Genomic DNA, 21,951 nt, shown 5'->3' with positions numbered 1-21,951 from the left:
TTCTTAAACAACTGATGAACACAAAGTATAAAAAATTAGTGCAAACTTGGCGTTGGTACGGGCCAAACGATCCGGTTACCTTACAGGATGTTAAACAGGCGGGTGCCACGGGTATTGTTACGGCATTGCACCACATTCAACATGGAGAAATTTGGCCCCTGGCGGATATTGAGGAACGGAAATCGATTATTGAAGCTTCAGGCCTAAGCTGGTCGGTAGTAGAAAGTGTACCCGTGCATGAGGCTGTTAAAACCGGGAGGGCCGATAGGGATAAATTTATTGAAAACTATAAAACATCGCTTAAAAACCTTGCTGCCTGCGGTATTAAAACAGTATGTTATAATTTTATGCCTGTGTTGGATTGGACCCGCACCCAGCTTGATTTTGAAATGAAAGATGGTTCTAAGGCATTGTATTTTAATTGGATAGACCTGGCGGTTTTTGATCTCTATATCCTTAAAAGAGCAGGTGCCGATGCAGATTACCCGCGCTCAGTTTTAGCACGTGCAGAAACCAAATACGCCACTTTAAACCAACAGCAATTAACCGATTTAAGGATAAATGTGCTGATGGGGATTCCCAATGAAAAGGAAATTGAACTCGAAACGCTCCGCAACAGCATCAGCGAATATAAAGCAATCGGATTTAAAGGTTTGAGGGAAAACCTGGTTTATTTTTTATCCTCAATAGCAGAAGTATGTACCAATGAAGGTATTAAAATGACCATTCATCCTGATGATCCGCCTTACCCGATTTTAGGTTTACCAAGAATTGCCAGTACGATTGATGATTTCAATTATATCATGCAACAGGTAAATAAGCCATTTAATGGGGTGTGTTTTTGTACAGGTTCGTTAGGTGCAGGCGTGGATAATAATGCTTTGGAAATTTTTAAGGCAGTAAAAGAACGTGTTTACTTTGCGCACCTGCGTAATGTAACCAAAGACGAGGACGGCAGTTTTTATGAAGCCGATCATTTAGGTGGCGATGTAAATATGTATGCAATTATGAAAGCCCTTACTGAAGAAAATGCATTGCGTGATACCAGCATTCCTTTCAGGCCCGACCATGGGCACCAGATGTTGGATGACCTGGCCAAACAAAGTAACCCTGGCTATTCAGCCATAGGCCGATTGCGCGGTTTGGCAGAGCTGCGTGGCCTCGAACTTGGCATTACAGGAAATTATTAGCCGTAAATGTGTAATTTTTAGGGTTGGAAATCACATTTTCAATAGTTATGCGAATTTTATCTCGTACCGGAAGATTTTTTTTAAAAAATTTAAATAGATTTTGACTTCGAATTGGATTAAGCATAACTTTCGCAAATCTCGGTACTCATTAAAATTTGCGGTACCAACACAATTTATATCTATGTAAATTTATATTTATAAATACTAAACATAAATTAGCTTTCTTTTGCAATATTTTATACTTTTATAACTCATTATTTTAATCTCAAACAGGTGTAAGGGCATTTTTAACTCCTATTTTCACTGATCTTTTCCTTCTGATAAATGGTGAGAATGTTGATGCGTTTTTGGAAGTTTAGTTATGGCATCATCTTACTGTTTTGTATGTAAAACCCAGCATAACTGAACATTATATTGCAAAGGCATTAACCATTCTCCATTATAAAAAAGTTTTTTAAGCATTAATTTCTAAGGTAAGTACTTGTAATATTTATAAACTTTGTTTAGTTTAGCTAAACAAATTCCATTTTTGGAATAAATAACCTAACCAAACAACACACAAAGCATTCGTAAATGAAAAAGCAAACGTTATTTTTTATTCTATTTTTAGTCAGTTTCTCTCTGTTTGCAGATGTTCGCCTGCCAAACATTTTGAGCAGCAATATGGTATTGCAACAAAAAACTACCACCAAACTGTGGGGTTGGGCTTCGCCAAATGAAAAAGTTAAAATTACCACTTCGTGGAACAATGCCACGGTAGAAGTTATAGCCGGTGGTAATGCAAACTGGCAAACAGAACTGCAAACGCCACAGGCGGGCGGCCCATATAGCATCACTTTCCAGGGGCAGAACAAAATAACACTCGAAAATATTTTTATTGGCGAAGTATGGGTTTGCAGCGGACAATCCAACATGGAGTGGAACTACAACTCGGGTATTAAGAGTATTAAAGACGAGTTTGATCAACTTGCTAAATTAAATATCAAGTTATTTAATATTCCTAAAACCACTTCCAATACTATGCAGGATAATTGTGAGGGTACCTGGACGGTTTGCGACAGCAACACCATTAAGAAATTTAGTGCAGTAGGTTTTTATTTTGGCAAGCAGCTTAATCAGGATTTAAATGTACCCATTGGTTTAATCAGCAGCAATTGGGGTGGTACACCTGCTGAAGTTTGGACACCGGATACCCTGGTAGAAAATAACACTGCGTTAAAGGAGGCAGCCGCAAAAAATGTACAATCGCAATGGTGGCCCGTAAACCCGGGTTTTACTTATAATGCAATGATTGCGCCAATTGTAAATTTCAATATCGCAGGCACTATATGGTACCAGGGAGAAAGTAACCGGGAAACATCAGGCACGTACAGCGAGCTTATCAATACAATGGTAGGGGCGTGGCGCAAAGCGTGGAAAAATGATTTCCCTTTTTATTATGTTCAAATAGCACCTTTTAAATACGATAAATATAATGTTGGTGCACTGGTAAGAGAAGCTCAGACTAAAAACCTGGCTTTACCAAAAACCGGAATGGTTGTAATTTCCGATCTTGTTAGCGATACGCTAAGCATTCACCCTACAAATAAAAAAGATGTTGGTACCCGCCTTGCCAATCTTGCCTTGGCAGAAACCTATCAGTTAAATAAGGCTGGATATAAAAGCCCACTTTTTAAATCTTTTGGTGTGAATAAAAGTAACGTATTAATCGATTTTAATTATGCCGAAAGTGGCTTGGTGTTAAAAGGAGAAACGCCAAAAGAGCTTTTTATAGCTGGTATCGATCAAAAATTTTATCCTGCGAAAATTAAGATTAAAGGCAATACCATTCAGGTATACAGCGACTTTGTTAAAAAGCCTATTGCGGTGCGTTATCAATTTAGCAATGCAGGGATAGGGAATTTGTTTGCTAAATCGGGCTTACCTGTTGCTCCGTTCCGTACAGATAACTGGGAAATTGATACCTCGAAAATTAAGAAATAGCAACTTCATGTTAATGCGCAGCATATTCCCCCTGTAAGCTGCAAATAACGAATTAAAGCAACCATTTAATAAACCAAATTACCTTACCTAAAATCCCTTAATGGAAACGTAGACAAAATAAATAGAAGTACATAGCTACTTTAAATTCACTTTAATCGTATGACTAAATTAGATAATATTGGCAACGTTGGCGAAGAAATTACTTATGAGGAATATATTTCTGCCCTGCAAACTGTTAAAAAATTCCATTACCAAGTGGAAACACAAGCAGAAAAAATTGCTAACGAAAAATTATCAATTCAAGTGCTCGAAACACCTGTTGATGATTTGCATTTCTCTTCAAGGGTAAAAAAAGTTTTCTCGAAATTAGACATTAAACTGGTTAAAGATATTATGAATTACGGGCTTCCTAAACTTAAAATCAACCGTAATTTAGGAACCAAATCAATAAAAGAAATTAAAGAAGTATTGCTTCACCACAATCTTAAATTATAATCAGTAGCTCATGCACAGGCCCGTTGGTGATATTGTGCAATGAGAAATGCCAAAAAATAGTCCCTGGTTTCAGGCGGTACCGGTTAGTAATTGCTTCTACTTTCCGGTACCAAATAAACCAACAGGTAAAACAAATGTGGATCGAAATCACACCTGTTGGTAAAGTGGGCTTGCCTGCAGATATCGGCAATGCCGCTGTATTTTTGGCTTCTGATGATTCATCTTTTATAGTTGGTACCGAAATTCTTTCGGATGGCGGTGTTACCAATATCAGTTTGATGAAATAGATTTTCAATATGAAATCAATAGCAGAATTTCGAAAGTAAACCTTCATGCGGATAGTTTGAAGGTTTATTTTTTTTATTGTAATTATCTTATTCGTAGCTTCTTGTACCTGTGTGCTAAACATAATTGGTAATAAATTGTTATCAGATTATTAGCTGAAAGTTGTTATGCAGGAAAAAAAAGAGCAAAATAATTTTGAGAAAAGGTTCAAAGAATGTGATGATAAATTCAACACGATATTTAAGCTTACCAGTGTTGCTTCAAAAATCATCAGGTCTGATCTTACCATTTTAAAGGTAAATAAAGCCCTTTGCGAACTTTTAGATTATCCACCAGAAGAAATCGAAGGAACAAAAATTCTTGATCACGCTTGTGAAGAATATATCCCTCACTGGCATCGCCTCCAGGAAGAAATCTGGTCTAACCAGGTGCCGTTTTTTAAACTCCAGGCCTGCCTTTACCGAAAAGACAGGAGCCGTGTTTGGGTTGATGTAACCACTATACTTTATACTGATCAGGGAGAAACTTTTGGTTTTACTGTACTTGATGATATTTCGGGGTTAAAGCACCTGGAAGAGAGTCAAAAACGCCTAAATGTTGCACTTAAATATACTGATACCGCCATTTGGGAACTGAATGTGGATACAAAAGAGGTTTTCCGTTCTCCTGACCATGATAAAATTTTCGGTTACCAAAACAGGAAGCCGAAATGGAAGCTTGAAAACTATTACCCGCACATTATGCCCGAAGATTTACCTGTATTTGAAGAAGCCCTGGCGAATATTCAGGTTAATGGTGGTATAGATGTGCAACTCAGGGTAAAAAGGGTTGATGGCGTGCTCCAATGGTTAAATATTAAGGGTAAAACCGAAAATGATGAGCAAGGTAGGGCTGTGAAGGTGATCGGAGTTATTAATGACATTACGAAAGACAAAATTGCGGAACGGCATAAGGATGACTTTATTAGTATTGCCAGCCATGAGCTTAAAACCCCTGTTACCAGTTTAAAGGGTTCATTGCAAATGTTGCAGCGTGATACCGATCATCAATCGAGCCGTACCAAGCAATTGGTTGCTCAGGCCAGTAGGGGTATAAACCGGATATCGTTGATTATTGACGACTTGCTTAATGCAGGTAAAAACTACAGAGACCAGGTAAAACTCCGTAAAACGAGCTTTAACCTGTTTGAGCTGGCCCGAGAAATAGCTGAACTTTTTACCTCAGAGGATTTTCCTGCGGTAAGTGTTATAGGCAAGGAAAACATTAAAATTCATGCAGATTCAGAACGGATTGGCCGCGTAATTACCAATTTAATCAGTAATGCAATTAAATATGCTCCTGCAACTACAGAGATTAGAGTTGAGCTTATTGACACGGATACTGCTGTTGAAGTTTCGGTTGTTGACCAGGGACCGGGAATTGTTGCTGAGAAAATTCCTTTGTTGTTCGATCGTTATTATCAGGCAGATGAGCAGCAAAATCAATATTCGGGTTTAGGGCTGGGTTTGTTTATTTCAGCCAATATTATCCGTAAACATGGGGGAGAAATTGGTGTTGATAGTGTACCTGAGGAGTATACACGGTTTTGGTTTAGCCTGCCGAAGATGATCTAAATTTGTTGCAAGGCAATTAAGCATAATAAGAGCAGATTATCCAATGCGCAGCAATAAAATGATCGGGATGATTATCTTTAAATGGCAGATTATTTAAAACGAATTGATCAATTGGGAATGATTTAATGTAGAAACAGCGAAACAATTGGTTAGCATTTTTTTGCAAACTACAGGTGGCCGCTTTATGTTAACACAATATGGAACAAACGTCGATACAGAAGAAACTCCCATGGATAGCCGCTTTGGCAATGTTTATGCAATCTCTTGATGGTACCATTCTTAACACCGCACTGCCTTCTATCGCGGCCGATTTACATAAACCACCACTCACTCTTCAAAGTATCATTATTAGTTATGTGCTGGTATTGGCATTGCTTATTCCGCTTAGCGGCTGGTTATCAGATCGTTTTGGGTCGAAAAATGTATTTGTAATCGCGATTGCAATTTTTACGGTGGGTTCGTTGTGCTGTGCCCTGTCGCAATCATTAACAGCTTTAATCGTATCCAGGGTAATCCAGGCAATTGGCGGCTCCATGATGGTTCCTGTTTCTCGACTGGCTATTTTGTATACTTATGAAAAAGAGAAACTGTTAGGGGTAATTAATTTTATTACGATACCTGGCTTGGTTGGGCCAATTATTGGTCCTACGCTTGGCGGGTGGCTGGTAGAAATTGCTTCCTGGCATTGGATCTTTATTATTAATATCCCGATAGGCATATTCGGAATTTACTATGCTGCCAAAAATATGCCGCAATATAAACGCCCTGAAGATGGATTTGACTTTTTGGGCATGCTGTTATTTGGCGGTTCGTTGCTGCTGCTTACGCTGGGTATAGAATTAGGTACGCACGATATTATTCATGAATCGATTTTATTATCGGTTTTTGCAACAAGCTTTGTGCTAATGAACCTGTATTATTTTCATTTTAAGCGGCTTAAAGAAAGGGCATTGATTAACCTGAGTCTTATCCGGATAAAAACGCTAAGAATTGGTGTATTTGGCAATCTTTTAACACGTTTAGGAATCGGTGGTATGCCGCTGCTGCTGCCACTTTTGTTTCAGCTTGGCTTAAAGCAATCTGCAATGACCTCGGGCATTATGTTAATTCCGGTGGCATTAACATCGGTAATTATAAAATCGTGGGTTGTACCCATTGTTAAAAAACTGGGTTATAAAAACACGCTGATCATCAATACCATGATAATAGCTATCGTAATTGGCTTGTTTTCATTGGTAGATGCACATACAAAACTTGCAAACCTAATCCCCCTTTTGGTAATTTATGGCGCGGTAAACAGCATCCAGCTTACCAGTATGAATACAATATCTTTATCGGCACTTGATAATGAAACTGCAAGCAGCGGCAACAGTTTATTGCTTGTAATGCAACAATTATCAATGAGTTTGGGTATTTCGGTAGGTGCTTTTTTACTGGCAAAATACAGCGATAAATCATGGTTGCAAACCGAAAATGTTTTTATCGCTTTTAAATATACATTTTTAACATTGGCCTGTATCACCGCAGTTACGAGCTTAATTTTTTTAAGGTTAGATAAAACTGCCGGCGAAAACCTTTCTGGCCATCACTAAATATTTAAGTTAATCTTTATTGATTTAAGCGTCGATTGAATTTTGTAATCTTCTATGGAATATATATGTGACGTTTAATCGCTTATCATTTTATTCCATTTAATTGTAAAGCTATTTAAGCTCGTTTGAAACGAACGCAAGCATCTACAGCAATCAAAACTATAATACAATTCACAAATCTCTCCATTACTTATTAGCGTTGGTTCGGCGCATCCTTCCAAATTGCCACTCATTGCACACTTTGAAGTCGGTATAATTTAACAATTTAATAATCTTACTGGATAATACTGCTTACATCAAAAAGACATCTTTGTGCGATTTCGTTAGTTCACAAATATCCCAAAAACCAAACACTTACTATTTATTAATTATGCTCATGACAGGAATTTATACGCTTAATTTTCGCTTGTCGCCACCTTTATTTCTGAAAGTTATGTTTTCAGTTGTACTCTTGATGGTGTCGATAGCTGTATTCGCACAACAACCGGGGAGATCAATCTCTGGCCGGATTACCGATGAAACCGACCAGCCATTAATTGGTGCTACGGTAAAAGAACAGGGTACTTCCAATGCTGTTTCAACCGGTGCCAAAGGTGAATTTAAAATCAATGCTGTAAAAGGCAAAACATTGGAGGTTTCGTTTATCGGTTACAAAACAAAACTGATAGCAGCAAATGCCGATGTGCTGAATATTAAACTAGAACCCGATGCCTCTACCATGGATGAGGTTTTGGTTGTTGGTTATGGTAAACAGACCAAAAAAGACGTTACAGGTGCGGTTACACAGCTTGATGAAAAAAACTTCAGACAGGGTGTTGTTACTTCTGCAGATAATTTATTGCAGGGTAAAATTGCCGGTGTAAGGGTGGTTGCAGGCAGTGGCGAACCTGGCGGAGGTGTTGATGTAACCATCCGCGGGGTAGGTTCTATCCGTAGCGGTAGTACGCCACTATTTGTTGTAGATGGAGTTCCTTTAACCAATGATGATGTAAGCCCTGGTGGCTCGAACGTTGGTTTCGGTTCTTCTAAAGCAAAAAACCCGTTAAACTTTTTAAATACCAGTGATATCGAATCCATTTCGGTATTAAAAGATGCTTCTGCAGCAGCCATTTACGGTGCACGTGGATCAAACGGTGTGGTTATTGTAACCACTAAAAAAGGAATAAAAGGCGAGGGAACTTTTACTTACGATTCTTACCTTGGTCTTTCTACGGTTGCCCATAAACTCGACATTTTGAGTGCAGACGAATACCGCAATGCGGTTAAAGACAAAGCTTTTGATCATGGCGGCAATACCGACTGGCAGGATGTAATTTACCGTCAGGCTAAAACGCTAAACAATGCAGTATCATTTTCAAAAGCCACAGCAACTGGTAACTATTATGTTTCTGCTGCACAAATGGACCAGGAAGGTATTGTAAAGAATAGCGAATTCAGACGTACTTCGGCAAGGATTAATGCTTCTGAGTCGTTTTTAGATGATAAACGCCTTAAAATTGGCATCAACTTAACCGGAAGCGAAACCCGCGACGATGGCGTACCAACCAGTGATGATGGTGGTTCTAATGGTCAGTTGATTATCCAGGCATTAATGTCTAACCCAACCCGTTCGGTGTTCGATGAAAATGGAAATTTTACCAACTTTAAAGCAAACGCAAACTACAATCCGGCTTATCTTTTGGATATTTACCGCGACCGTACCCGCACATTGAGGGTATTGGGAAACCTGGATTTATCGTTCAGAATTTTAAAAGGACTTGAGTATAAGTTTAACTTAGGGCTTGATCGTTCTGTGGGCGAAAGAAATACCACTATTTTTCCTAATACAACTGATTTAAACCCTATAGGTAAGTACATCCAGGCCAACTTAGATTCGAAAAGTACGTTGATGGAGCATTACCTGAATTACAGTTTGTTAACAGGAAAGCACAAACTTGAAGCTATCGGCGGTTTCTCTTATCAGAAATTCGAAAGGGGAGGAAGTAGCTTTAACCTTGATGGAATAGCAGCAAAGGGCAATGGTATTTTACCTGAAAATAACCCTGGCTACGCCGGAAAGCAGACTGGTGTTTTCGGTTTTGCGCAGATTAATGAGCTGCAATCGTTTTTTTCGAGGGTAAATTATGCTTACGACAATAAATACCTGGTAACAGCATCTGTGCGTGCAGATGGTTCTACGCGTTTCGGTGCAAATAATAAATACGGTTATTTCCCATCGTTCGCATTGGGTTGGAACATGGCACAGGAAGATTTCTTTAAAAAGATTCCTTTTCTTAACGAGCTTAAGTTAAGGGCAAGCTGGGGCCAAACGGGTAATCAGGAAGTACAGAATAAGCTTACGCAGGCCAGCTACGCACTGTCTGCAGGCGATGGGTATTATTTATATAACGACCTGGCATTGGTTAACGGCATTTCTGTAACCAGAACACCTAATCCAGATTTGAAATGGGAGGTGGTTACCCAATACAACGTGGGGCTTGATTTTGAACTTTTTAAAGGCAAATTTTACGGTACGTTAGATTATTTTAACAAAACCACAACCGATGCAATTCTAAATATTCCTTCACAGGTATTAAGTCCAACATCAACTGTTTGGGTAAATATTGATGGAAAGATTATTAATAAAGGATTTGAATTTATGTTGGGTTCGAAAGTAATCAACACAGGAAAATTTAACTGGAATGTAGATGTTAACGGTGCAACCCTAAACAATAAAATAAAAGATCTTCCGGTTTCAGAAATTCTTTCAGGTACCATTTCCGGTCCGGGCCTTTCTGGAGTAACTGCAAATATTTAACAGAAGTGGTTATGCAGCGGGTTCGTTTTACCTGTTGGAACATATGGGCTTTGACAGTAAAGGGGCAAATATTTTTAAGGATGTAAACAGCGATGGTATAATTGATAACAAAGACCGTGTAATTTTTCAGGGCGCGATTCCAACGTTTACTTATGGCTTGAATAGCCGAGATGACTTACCAGAACTTCGATTTCTCGTTCTCATTCATCGGGCAAACAGGAGGTTACCTGGTTAACAATACTGGTTTAAATGCGTTAAATATCAATAACCTTGCTTCAGATCGGAATGTGGCCAAACAATACTTCGAATCAGGTGCCAATCCTGCTAATCCTCCTCAGTTATCTTCTTTGTACCTGGAGAAATCTGATTTTATCAGGCTTAATTCTGTGCGTTTGGGTTATAACATTAAGCTTAAAAAACTGAGCTGGTTACAAGGACTTGGTGTATACGTTACCGGCCAAAATTTATTTACCATCACCAACTATAGTGGTTACGATCCTTTAAATCAACAGCCCGAAAGCAACCGGCGGTAACCAATCGCTGGGTATTGATTATACCAGTTACCCAACTGCAAGAACATTTATTTTTGGTGCTACCCTAAAATTATAACAATGAAAACATATCAATTATTAAAAACAAAAAATATCATATTCCTGGTTACAGCGCTCATTTTTACCAGCTGTACCAAATTGGATGAAAAGGTACTCGATGAAGTTTTAGGCAATAATGCGCAAAGCCCTGCAGGTGCTTTAGCGGCTGCTTACGACCGTTTAGGCGATGGTACTTTTGTAGATCATGGTGCTGTATTTTCATTACAGGAATATACCACTGATGAAGCTATATTGGCTACACGTGGAAGTGATTGGGGCGATGGTGGTAAATGGCGTTCAATGCACGAGTTTACATGGGCATCAGACAATCCTATTGTAACCGATAACTGGAACATGCTTACCAACGGGATTACCAGATCGTTAACAGCAATTAAACAGGTTACCGAAAGCAGCATACCGCAAAGAACACTGTTTTTAGCAGAAGCCAAAGGTTTGCTAGCCTTTTATACTTATACCACGCTTGATCTTTTCGGGCAGGCACCTTACCGTGATCCAATGGATGAAAAAGCTCCGCTTGAGATGAAACAGGCAGCAACCGAGATTGATAATTTGATTTTACAGGTTGAGGCACTCATTCCTGATCTGGCCACTTTGGGGCAGCAATCTACCCATAACGGAAGGTTTACAAAAGAAGCTGCTTATGGGTTGCTTGCCAATATGTACCTTAACAGGGCGGTGTTTAAAGATCGTTATGCGGCCTCATTTAACTTTAATGAAAAATCGGTAAACACAAGCGAAACTGATATGGATAAGGTAATCAGTTATACTTCGTTGTTGATCAATTCGAGCAAGTTTAGTTTGTTGAGCAACTATTTCGACAATTTTGCTATTAAAAACTCCGGTGGTTCGGAACTGATTTTTGTAGTAACGCAGAAAATCGATTACATCCATAATGGCTCCAATTCTTTTGCCTATGTATGTGTAGAGCGTAACCAGAAGCCATCACCGTTAAACCGGGGAACCAATGCAGCCTGTATCAGTCCTGAATTTTATGCCAGCTGGGATGGTAACCATGAAGACCCAAGGTTTGAAAGAAAATACCAATATGCAGATGGTACCTGGTTTATGAACAACGGACCGGGTAGTGTGCCCGCAACGGATCTTGTTCCTAACAGCAGCCCGGGTGTGCCCTGGTTCCACTTTAACAGGGGGATTATGGTTGGCCAGCAATACGGACCAAAACTTACCTCTACAAATACATTTGAAATGACTTCGGATGGAAGAATCAAAGTATCTGAGCTGGTAATGGAGAAAAGTACCTCAACAAAGATGGATTTTACCCCTGCACTTAACTTTTCGAAACCAACGCAGGCTGTTTTTGCACAAAACGAGATCAATAGGGGGGCACGCTGTTTCAAATACGAATTCGATCCTGAAGAAGGTAACGGAAGTAGCAATGTAGATATTCCATTAATCCGCTTGGGTGCAATTTATACAATGCGTGCTGAAGCTTATTTCCGCAAAGGACTAACTACCGAAGCATTGGCTGATATCAACAGGTTGCGTACTTCCAGAACACGGGAAGCGCTTTATGGTAATGCACCTGGTGTTGCCATACCATCGCTTAATGAGGCTATACTATATAAGGAAATTGCTTTCGAAACCTACTGGGAATTATTAAGGCGGCCACAAATGATCCGTTTTGGTAAGTTTGAGCAACCATTTAGCGCGAAACCTACCACACAGCCATTCAGAAGAATTTTTCCGATTCCGCAGGCTACGCTTGATGTAACAAAATCAATTAAGCAAAACCAAGGTTATTAACCGATACATATTACATTTTCGATATTGTTATTGAATAAAAAAGAAAATTTATCATTTAAAACTCAGTATCCTTAACATAATGAGCCTGCAAATCATCGATTTGCAGGCTTTTTTGGTTTTAATGATTTAAAAATTCATGGCTAACCCTCTTCTGATATAATAGATAAGGAATTACTTGCATTTAATCTTCAGTAAATGCACATCAAAGTAATTTTAGGAATAATTAATTTGTTTAATGAATGTAAAGATGCACGAAAATGATGGTATGTGTTTTTTTTGTTACAAAACGTAGAGTAATTGTATGAATAAATACTATTTTTGATTGCTCTTCTACCTATTCCTGATCAATAAATATTTTATCTTATAAATGAAGGTTGCGGGCATTCCATATGCAAGTTTAACGGATGATGATCTGATATATCACCTTAAAAAGGATGATCATTCTGCTTTTACGGAAATTTTTAACCGTTACAGCAATCTTTTGTATGCACATGCTTTTAATAAACTCCGTGATGAGGGCGATGCGAGAGATGTTGTACAGGAAATGTTTATGAAAATCTGGCATAAACGTGATTCTATAGAACAGGGGAACAATTTATCGGGCTATTTATTTATTGCTTTAAGAAACGGAATTTTTAATCTGATTAAACATAAAAACCTGGTAAATACTTATGCCGCACAGTTTTCTAAAGCCAATGATGATAGTGGTATCTATACGGATACCCTGGTTAGAGAAAAGCAGTTTGCAGCAATGATCGCGGCAGAAATTGCCAATTTACCACCCCGTATGCGGACCGTTTTTGAATTGCGCAGAAATGAAAATCTTTCTAATAAAGAGGTTGCAGCCAGGTTGGGTATAACCGAATCAACCGTGGCCGATCAAATGAAAAAGGCGCTCCGCATCTTAAAAAACAAAATCGGACCAGCAATAATCGTCCTTTATTACCTTAATGTTAAATAAATTTTAATTTCATATCCCCATTCCATTGGCTACGGTTGTATTACTTATAATCAACACGTAATAAGCTGAAATGGAAGCGCAGAAATTCAATGAGGTTTTAGATCGATATATTGCCGGAAATGCCACACCTGAAGAGGAAGCCTGGTTAGAATCTGCCTATATCAATTTAAACAATAAGCATCTTCCTGAATATACTGAGCCTTTTCTCGAAAGCGGTTCGCAACAGATTTGGCAGGGTGTGTATGCGGCTACCAAACCCGCAAAAAAGTTAAAACTGCATATTTTAATATATGTTGCAGCAGCTTTGGCGGTTATTTCTCTGATAAGTATTGTGGTTTATAAGCAAAACGTTCGCACTTCTAATTTAGCGAGTCTTTCTCCTGAAAAGGATATTAAAGCGGGCAAAAATAAAGCTGTTTTAACGTTGGCTAATGGTACGCGCATCAATCTTGAGCAGATCCGCGAAGGTCATCTTGCCAGTCAGAATGGGATCGAAATTTCTAAAACAGCAGATGGTCAGATTATTTATAAGATACCTGAAAACAAAGTCGAAACCGACGAAACAGCCTACAATACGATTGAAACCCCTGCCGGAGGGCAATACCAGCTCTACCTGCCTGATGGAACAAAAGTGTGGCTAAATGCTTCATCATCATTAACTTATTCTACTTCTCCTGATGCGCTAAGAAATGTTAAACTCAATGGAGAGGCATATTTTGAGGTGAGTAAAATACTTGAAAAAGGAAAAAGGATTCCTTTTGTGGTGGAAAGTAAAAATCAAAAAATTGAAGTGCTGGGTACACATTTTAATGTGAATGCATATGCAGATGAAGCTGTTACGAAAACAACCCTGCTTGAGGGAAGTGTAAAAGTTAACGATGGTTTTATGTTAAAACCCGGTGAGCAGGCAATTGGTAACCATGAAAACGTTAAAGTGCTAAACGTAAATGCCGAAGACTTTATAGATTGGAAAAACGGTGATTTTATTCTTGAACACAACGATTTTAGGTCGGTTATGCGCAAAATTGCCCGCTGGTATGATGTGGAAATTGTTTATAGTGAGGATGCACCAAGAAAATTAAACCTAGGGGGCTGGATATCCAGGTCGAAAAATATCTCTTCTATTCTTAGTGTGATGGAAGAAACAGGAAAAGTTCACTTTAAAATTGAAGGAAGGAGGATCACGGTAACCAAATAAAAAAGCGTGGTTCTAAAAAATGAAAAAACCAGAAGTGGTGGAACACCTCTGGTCAAAGATTTTTAGCGCCCTATATCAATCGACTGACTATACAACTTAAAAACCAAACAAATGTACAAATTTTACCCAAACAAACTGGGTGGGTCGCCAGACCATATCCAAAAAATTCTGCTGATTATGCGTGTGACTACGTTTCTGTTATTGGCTGCAATGATGCAAGTGAGTGCAACAACTCTTGCTCAAAGAATAACGATTAATCAGAAAAACGCAACGCTTACAGCTATATTCAAATCAATCAGAACCCAAACCGGCTATGATTTTATCTATGATCAGGATCTGATTTCCAAATCTTTACCGGTAAGTGTCAACTTAAAAAATGTTGAGCTTAAAGAGGCTTTAGCACGCACACTGGCCAATCAATCTTTATCTTTTACTATTGAAAACAAAATAATAGTTATACAGGAAAAGACCTTAATAGATAAGGTAACCGGCTATTTTGATAACATTACGGTAACAGGTATTGTGGTTGATGAAAAAGGGCTGCCATTACCCGGCGTAATTGTGAAGGTAAAAGGTACCACCAGAAATACCGTTAGCGGAAACAATGGTAAATTTTATATTTCAGCTACTGATGATAATCCGACATTGATTTTATCGTACGTGGGTTATAAAACCATAGAAATTACTGCTACATCAACACTTACTGTAAACATGGTGTTGGATCCGGCAAGATTGGATGAAGTTATGGTAATTGGCTATGGAACAACTACCCGCAGGTTAAGCACCGGTTCACAATCCGGCATCAGTGCAAAAGATATCGGCAACCAACCTATCACAAATGTTTTGCAGGCCATGGCCGCGCGGATGGCTGGGGTAACAGTAACCCAAACCAATGGTTTGCCGGGTGCAGGTATTAATATTCAAATTCGCGGCGCAAATGCCATTGGCTTAAATGGGGTAAAAGCAAACCGTCCGTTATACATAATTGACGGAGTGCCTTTTTTATCTGAACCCATTAATACGGCTGCTTTTGCTTCAAGTCAATCTGGTGCGGCGTTGCCATCCGCAGAGGGTAATACCAGCCCAATGAATACCATAAACCCATCAGATATTGAAAGCATAGAAGTATTAAAAGATGCGGATGCTACAGCAATATATGGCTCGAGGGGAGCAAATGGTGTAGTGCTGATTACCACTAAAAAAGGGAAACCGGGCAGAACCAAATTTGATGTAAATGCATCAACCGGGGTTTCCAATGTTTCGCATTTTGTAGAAACAGTTGGCACTGAACAATATTTAGCTCTGCGTAGAAAAGCTTTCGCCAACAATACCACCAATCCGGCTACGCCATCAGCAACAACTGCACCCGACCTGTTGGTTTGGGATCAGAACGGCTATACCGATTTTCAAAAGGAAATGCTTGGCAATACCGCTCAAACACATGATGTTAATGCAAGTCTTTCGGGTGGAGACAATAGCACAAATTTTTTCATCAGCGGAACATACCATAAAGAGGGGAATGTATTTCCTGGTGACCAAGGCTACCAGCGTGGTGGTATGAAAGTTAATTTAAATCATTCATCATTGGATCAGCGTTTTAACTTATCTTTTAATGCCATTTACTCTGCAGATAAAAATACAATTTCTACAACTGATTTAGCAACATGGGCCTACAGTTTGCCGCCAAACTTTCCGCTGTACAAAGCTGATGGCAGCCTAAACTGGGAAGGTTCGATCAATAATCCATTAGGATATTTAAAACAGGCTAACGATAACCGCAGTTCTAATTTATTAACTAACCTGGCTCTGAAATATACTATTTTAAAAGGCCTTGATGTAAGAGCAAGTTTAGGGTATAGTAAAACAGATTTAAATCAGGTTGTAACCAGGCCACTTTCTTCTTTAAACCCCGATTTTGCACCCACTTCAGGTACAGCAAATTACACTTACAACTACACCAATAATTACATTGCAGAGCCTCAGGTTACTTATACCAATAAGATATGGAAAGGTACTTTAAATGCGCTTGTTGGAGGAACCTATCAGTTCAAAAAATCCAGGTTACCATACAGTACAAGTGCTTCCGGATTTCTTTCTGATGATTTTTTAAGAACGGTGACGGCTGCAACCACAGTAACCACAACCAGTAGCTCTGTTGATTATAAATATGCTTCTTTATTTGGGCGTTTAAATTATAACGTAGCTGATAAGTATATTCTTAATGTTAACTTTAGAAGAGACGGTTCATCAAGATTTGGGCCCAACAATAAATACGGCAACTTTGGTTCGGTAGGTGCTGCCTGGATCTTCTCTGAAGAAAGCTTTCTAAAAGATAAATTAAGCTGGTTCAGTTTTGGAAAACTTAGGGGCAGTTATGGCGTAATAGGGAGCGATGACATTGATAACTATGGTTATTTGGATACTTATACCAATTCTGGCTATGTTTACGCGGGTTCAACCGGTCTTAATCCATCGCGTTTACCTAACCCGGATTATAAATGGGAGGAAACTAAAAAACTGGATATAGGGCTTGATCTTGCATTCTTTAATGACCGTTTGTCGTTAAGTGGTTCATATTACCGTAACCGTACAAGCAACCAGTTAATTAATTTAACAACAAGTGCGCAAACAGGCTTTACAGGGTACCAGAGCAATTTACCTGCAACTGTTCAAAACTCAGGCTGGGAGCTGTCTTTAACGAGTACAAATATCCGTAAAAAAGATTTCTCGTGGACATCCTCCTTCAATATCAGTCAGAATCATAATAAATTGCTGTCGTTTCCTGGCATCGAAAAATCATCTTATTTTACCACCTATGTGGTTGGTAATCCAATCAGTTCTTATTATCTGTATCAGTATGCAGGGATTAATCCGGCCACCAATTTGCCTTCATTTACTGATTTTAATGGTGTTGGCGGCATTAATAATCCTACAGGCGGCTTTGCCTCAACTGGCAGGGGCGACCGTTACTATGCAGGTACGGCTTACCCCAAATTTAGTGGAGGGCTTACCAATGCATTGAACTATAAAAAACTGACGCTTGATTTCACATTTCAATTTGTAAAACAAAAGGGCAGAAGTTTGCTGGCCTCATCTTTTTATCCCCCTGGATTCTTTAGCAATGCCGCTTTAAGTGTAGTAAATGATTATCTGGCCTTGGGTGCTCAGGATTATCTGGTAACCGCAGGTACAAGGGGAGCAGCGGGTTCTGCAGCTTACCTGGCCTATAGCTACTATACAGCTTCTGACGCTTCTTTAGTAGATGCTTCATTTATCAGGTTAAAAAATGTGAACCTGTCATATTCCTTACCAACAAAATGGATTTCAAAAAGAGAGGGAACAAGCATCCGTGTTTATGCACAGGGCCAAAACCTTTTTACGATAACCAATTATGAAGGCTTTGATCCCGAATCTCAGGGTGTGGCAACGCCACCGCTACGCACGCTGGTAGCTGGTTTACAACTTACCTTTTAAATCTTAATCATCATGTTAAAATCAAAATACAACATCATAAAATACGTTCTCGTTGTTTTAGTGATTACAGTATCAGGGTGTAAAAAGCTTATCGATATTGAAGAACCTCTCAATCAGGTTACAACCGACCAGGTTTTTTCTTCTGATAAGCTGGCAACAAGTGCACGATCAGGTATGTTCAGCAGCCTTTCTCAAATGAGCACGCAATCGATAAATGTTACACTTTACAGCTCATTGCAAGCCGATGATCTATTGTACCTTTCTACAGTTGCCGGGCTGCAAGAATATAACAACAACAGCTACAATGTGCTTAGTACAGGCCAATCAGCGCTATTTTCAGAATGGTATTCGATAATTTACCGGGCAAATGCAATTATTTTGGGTTTGGAAAATTCTACTGGCACAAGTGTGGCCATTAAAAAGCAGTACATAGCAGAGGCTAAATTTGTTAGGGCTTACTGTTACTTTAACCTTGTTAATACTTTCGGCGATGTACCACTTGTATTGGTTACAGATCCAACAATTACCGCCTTCCAGCCAAGAGAAACTTCGGCAAATGTTTATGCTAAAATTATTGCTGACCTTAACGATGCAAAGAATGATCTTTTGAGCAATTACTCAGCAACCACAGGCGATAGGATAGGCGTAAACAGGTTTGTAGCTACTGCCTTGCTGGCCAGGGTATATATGTTTACTGGCGACTATGCGCTGGCAGAAACGAATGCATCTGAAGTGATCGCATCAAGCCTTTACAGTTTAATACCAAGGGCAACAATGGGAACTGCTTTGTTTATTAAAAATAGTGCAGAAAGCATTTGGCAAACCCCTCCGCCTATAACCGCCCTTAACCAATACACCAATGAGGCAGCAACATTTATTCCTGCTACCACAACAGCAGTAACAAGTTTTGCATACCGTATTGATCCACGTTTTACAGCACTTTTTGAAAATACTGATTTAAGGCGCATTAACTGGATGAACCATACCACGTTTTCAGGCGCAGTTTATTCCATTCCCTTTAAGTATAAGTACCGTACGCAGGCATTGGCATTAGCGGCAGGTGTTACAGAATATCAAACCGTAATCCGGCTGGCCGAATTGTATTTAATCCGTGCAGAGGCAAGAGCAAGAATTGGATCTAATTTAACCGGAGCCTTGGCAGATCTGAATACCATCCGTTCAAGAGCTGCGGCAACCGAAAGTGTTGCTACAACACCTGTTGCTTTACTGGCCGATATTGCTCTGGAAAACCGAAAAGAATTTTTTTGTGAGCAGGCATTCCGTTGGTTCAACTTAAAACGTACCGGGGAAGCCGATGCCGTATTAAGCGCAATAAAAGCAGGTTATAAACCTACTGCCAAGCTTTTACCCATTCCGCAAGTGGCTATTGACGCCAATTTTAATTTAACACAAAACCCAGGTTATTAAACACAAATGAACAATAAAAATCAATTTAAGGTCAGGTATTTTTACCTGGCCTTAGCCATCGGTATGCTCGGGGCAACTGTACAATCATGCAGTATTTTAAGAAAAAAGAAGACCCCTGTTCCTGTTGTTATTGCAACAAAGCCAAAGGCAGATTCACTTAAAAATCCTATAAAACCATATAGCGAGGTTATAACCGCAAAGGCCGTAAGCCAAAAAGGTTTATTTACCGTTCATAAAATTGCTGATAAATACTTTTTTGAAATTCCGAACAAACTGCTGAAAAAAGAGATTTTAGCCGTAAACCGATTAAGTAAATCAACGCCTGGAGCAGGAAACTATGCTGGCGAGCAGGTAGGGGCACGTATTGTTTATTGGGAATTAGGCCCTGGTAATAAACTGTTTTTAAAAGTTTCTGCCACGGTGAGTATTGCCGATTCTACCGATATGATTTCTAAAGCTGTAGCGAGTTCTAACCTCAATCCCATTATGGCTGCCTTTCCCATTAAAGCAAAAGGTAAAGATTCATCATCTGTCGTGATTGATGTAACCGATTTTCTGATCAGCGAAACCCCTTTGCTCTCTTTTGATGGCGAAAACAAAAAAGCTTATAACCTGGGTGCCCAAATGGCCGATCGCTCTTATATAGAAAGCGTTAAAAGTTTTCCAATCAATACAGAGGTTAAAAGTATCCGCACTTATATGGCTGTTGGCGGAAGATTGCCTGCTGCCAGTGAGGCTGGTGCGGTAACACTCGGAATGAATACCTCTTTCGTGATGCTTCCTGAAAATCCGATGAGAAAAAGAATGTTTGATGCCCGTGTTGGTTTCTTTGCCAGCGTAAACATACGATATAAAGATGATCAGCAAAAAGTAGAGCAGGAAGCCTTTATTCACCGCTGGAGATTAGAGCCGAAAGATGAAGACTTGGAGCGATTTAAAAGGGGCGAATTGGTTGAGCCTAAAAAACAAATTGTTTATTATATCGATCCGGCAACGCCAAAAAAATGGAGACCTTTTTTGATTGCTGGTGTTAACGACTGGCAGAAAGCTTTTGAGCAGGCAGGCTTTAAAAATGCGATTGTAGGTAAGGAATGGCCGGAAGCCGATACAACCATGAGTTTGGATGATGCCCGTTTCTCAGTAATCCGTTACTTCGCTTCTCCACAGCAAAATGCTTACGGGCCAAATATCGCCGACCCACGCACGGGTGAAATCCTGGAAAGCCATATTGGTTGGTACCACAACGTGATGAATTTAGTACACCGTTGGTATATGATCCAGGCAGGTGCGGTTGATCCGAGGGCACGCAAAAATAAATTTGATGATGAACTCATGGGGCAGCTTATACGTTTCGTGTCCTCTCATGAGATAGGCCACACACTCGGATTACGCCATAACATGGGTGCCAGCAATACGGTTCCGGTTGAAAAACTCAGGGATAAAAAATGGGTAGAGGCTCATGGTCATACCCCTTCAATTATGGATTACGCCCGCTTTCACTACGTTGTTCTCAACCTGAAGATCATGTGAGTGAATCAGGAATTTTTCCACGGATTAACGAATACGATAAATGGGCAATCCAATGGGGTTATAAACCAATTTTTGGAACTGCAAATGCCGATGAGGATAAGAAAATCTTAAATAAAATAACCATTGACAGTCTTGCCTCGAACAAAAGACTTTGGTTTGGCGGGGAAGGCAGAGATTTTGATCCCCGATCAGCAGGCAGAAGATCTGGGAGATGATGCTATAAAAGCAAGTCAATACGGTATTAAAAATTTAAAACGCATTGTACCCCAGCTCATTTATTGGACCAGGGAAGATGGTCAGGATTATTCTGCACTCAAAGAAATGTACAAAGAATCAGTAGAGCAACTTTCACGTTATACTTACCACGTAGTTAAAAGCCTTGGAGGAGTAACCGTAACTGAAAAAACCTATGATCAGCCGGGTTCTGTGTTTGCGCCAGTAAGCCTGGCCAAGCAAAAAGAGGCGATAAAATTCATCAATGATGAAATTTTTACTACGCCTAAATGGTTGCTGAATGAACAGATTTTGAACAAAATAGATCCAAAATATGCTTTTGGTGAAGTAGAATCTCTGCAGCAGGGAGTTGTAGCATCGGTTACTTCACAAAGCCGCCTTTATAGGTTAATGATTGCACAGCGCGATTATGGCAAAGGTAGCTACTCTCCTCAGCAATGGTTAAACGACCTAAAAAATGGGATTTTTGCTGAGCTTAAAACAGGCAAACCGATTGATTCTTACAGAAGAACTTTACAAAAAATGTATGTTGGCAGTATCATTACGATGTTTAACAAAAGGTTTGCGTTACAGGGTTCTGTAGATAACATCCTTGCCGGAGTTACGCCTACCGAAATTCTGCTTTATTCGAATGTTAAGCCCCTGGCACTTGCTCACTTGAAAGATCTTAAAAAAGATATTGTAGCCGCAATTGGCAGAACCGGAGATGCTGACAGCAAAATCCACCTGCTTTATTTAAAGCATATGATTGATAAGATTCTTACCGAATCTCCGATTCCCGGTTTAAATTATTAAA

Annotated in this window: 16 protein-coding genes; all 16 read left to right on the top strand. The window is 39.4% G+C overall.

The annotated features are described in order from the left end of the window. Positions 1 to 14: 14 nt before the first annotated feature. On the top strand, positions 15 to 1,190 hold the full coding sequence (uxuA, locus tag AC0IWE_RS04800) for a mannonate dehydratase (protein WP_471792152.1): 1,176 nt from the start codon (positions 15 to 17) through the stop codon (positions 1,188 to 1,190). A 573-nt stretch (positions 1,191 to 1,763) separates the two neighbouring features. Further along, positions 1,764 to 3,173: a sialate O-acetylesterase gene (locus tag AC0IWE_RS04795; RefSeq protein WP_471792151.1), complete on the top strand. Its 1,410-nt coding sequence runs from the start codon at positions 1,764 to 1,766 to the stop codon at positions 3,171 to 3,173. Between the two features lie 159 nt (positions 3,174 to 3,332). Next, on the top strand, positions 3,333 to 3,668 hold the full coding sequence (locus tag AC0IWE_RS04790) for a DNA-directed RNA polymerase subunit alpha C-terminal domain-containing protein (protein WP_471792150.1): 336 nt from the start codon (positions 3,333 to 3,335) through the stop codon (positions 3,666 to 3,668). Positions 3,669 to 3,694: 26 nt separating this feature from the next. Next, positions 3,695 to 3,955: an SDR family oxidoreductase gene (locus tag AC0IWE_RS04785; protein ID WP_471792406.1), complete on the top strand. Its 261-nt coding sequence runs from the start codon at positions 3,695 to 3,697 to the stop codon at positions 3,953 to 3,955. Between the two features lie 165 nt (positions 3,956 to 4,120). Beyond that, positions 4,121 to 5,566, top strand: coding sequence for a sensor histidine kinase (locus tag AC0IWE_RS04780; RefSeq protein ID WP_471792149.1), 1,446 nt, complete (start codon positions 4,121 to 4,123; stop codon positions 5,564 to 5,566). Positions 5,567 to 5,763: 197 nt separating this feature from the next. Then, positions 5,764 to 7,158, top strand: coding sequence for a DHA2 family efflux MFS transporter permease subunit (locus tag AC0IWE_RS04775; RefSeq protein ID WP_471792148.1), 1,395 nt, complete (start codon positions 5,764 to 5,766; stop codon positions 7,156 to 7,158). A gap of 376 nt (positions 7,159 to 7,534) precedes the next feature. Then, the gene (locus AC0IWE_RS04770; RefSeq protein ID WP_471792147.1) at positions 7,535 to 9,955 is read left to right on the top strand and encodes a SusC/RagA family TonB-linked outer membrane protein; all 2,421 of its coding nucleotides are present in this window, start codon (positions 7,535 to 7,537) and stop codon (positions 9,953 to 9,955) included. Between the two features lie 170 nt (positions 9,956 to 10,125). After that, positions 10,126 to 10,488 (top strand): hypothetical protein, encoded by a 363-nt coding sequence (locus AC0IWE_RS04765; protein WP_471792146.1) that lies wholly within the window; start codon positions 10,126 to 10,128, stop codon positions 10,486 to 10,488. Between the two features lie 78 nt (positions 10,489 to 10,566). Beyond that, on the top strand, positions 10,567 to 12,330 hold the full coding sequence (locus AC0IWE_RS04760; RefSeq protein WP_055905496.1) for a RagB/SusD family nutrient uptake outer membrane protein: 1,764 nt from the start codon (positions 10,567 to 10,569) through the stop codon (positions 12,328 to 12,330). A 367-nt stretch (positions 12,331 to 12,697) separates the two neighbouring features. After that, a complete protein-coding gene (locus AC0IWE_RS04755; protein ID WP_055905493.1) occupies positions 12,698 to 13,291 on the top strand; it encodes an RNA polymerase sigma factor in 594 nt (197 codons plus the stop codon). Positions 13,292 to 13,361: 70 nt separating this feature from the next. After that, positions 13,362 to 14,489 carry a FecR family protein gene (locus AC0IWE_RS04750; protein ID WP_471792145.1) on the top strand — a complete coding sequence of 376 codons (1,128 nt, stop codon included), beginning with the start codon at positions 13,362 to 13,364 and terminating at the stop codon, positions 14,487 to 14,489. 111 nt (positions 14,490 to 14,600) lie between these two features. Then, entirely contained in the window at positions 14,601 to 17,963 is a 3,363-nt protein-coding gene (locus tag AC0IWE_RS04745; protein WP_471792144.1) for a TonB-dependent receptor, read from the top strand. 12 nt (positions 17,964 to 17,975) lie between these two features. Further along, a complete protein-coding gene (locus tag AC0IWE_RS04740; protein WP_471792143.1) occupies positions 17,976 to 19,391 on the top strand; it encodes a RagB/SusD family nutrient uptake outer membrane protein in 1,416 nt (471 codons plus the stop codon). Positions 19,392 to 19,397: 6 nt separating this feature from the next. Continuing rightward, complete coding sequence (locus AC0IWE_RS04735; protein ID WP_471792142.1) at positions 19,398 to 20,921, top strand: zinc-dependent metalloprotease; 1,524 nt, start codon at positions 19,398 to 19,400, stop codon at positions 20,919 to 20,921. Next, positions 20,837 to 21,136, top strand: a complete 300-nt coding sequence (locus AC0IWE_RS04730) for a zinc-dependent metalloprotease (protein WP_471792141.1) — start codon at positions 20,837 to 20,839, stop codon at positions 21,134 to 21,136. Before AC0IWE_RS04735 ends, AC0IWE_RS04730 begins: the two co-directional genes overlap by 85 nt. Further along, a complete protein-coding gene (locus tag AC0IWE_RS04725; RefSeq protein WP_471792140.1) occupies positions 21,054 to 21,950 on the top strand; it encodes a zinc-dependent metalloprotease in 897 nt (298 codons plus the stop codon). The genes AC0IWE_RS04730 and AC0IWE_RS04725 overlap by 83 nt, the downstream gene beginning before the upstream one ends. Position 21,951: the final 1 nt, after the last annotated feature.

The sequence above is a fragment of the Pedobacter sp. AC402 genome, from assembly GCF_979252805.1.
Note: the sequence above shows the minus strand (reverse complement) of the source record. Positions and strands in the feature narration are given on the sequence as shown.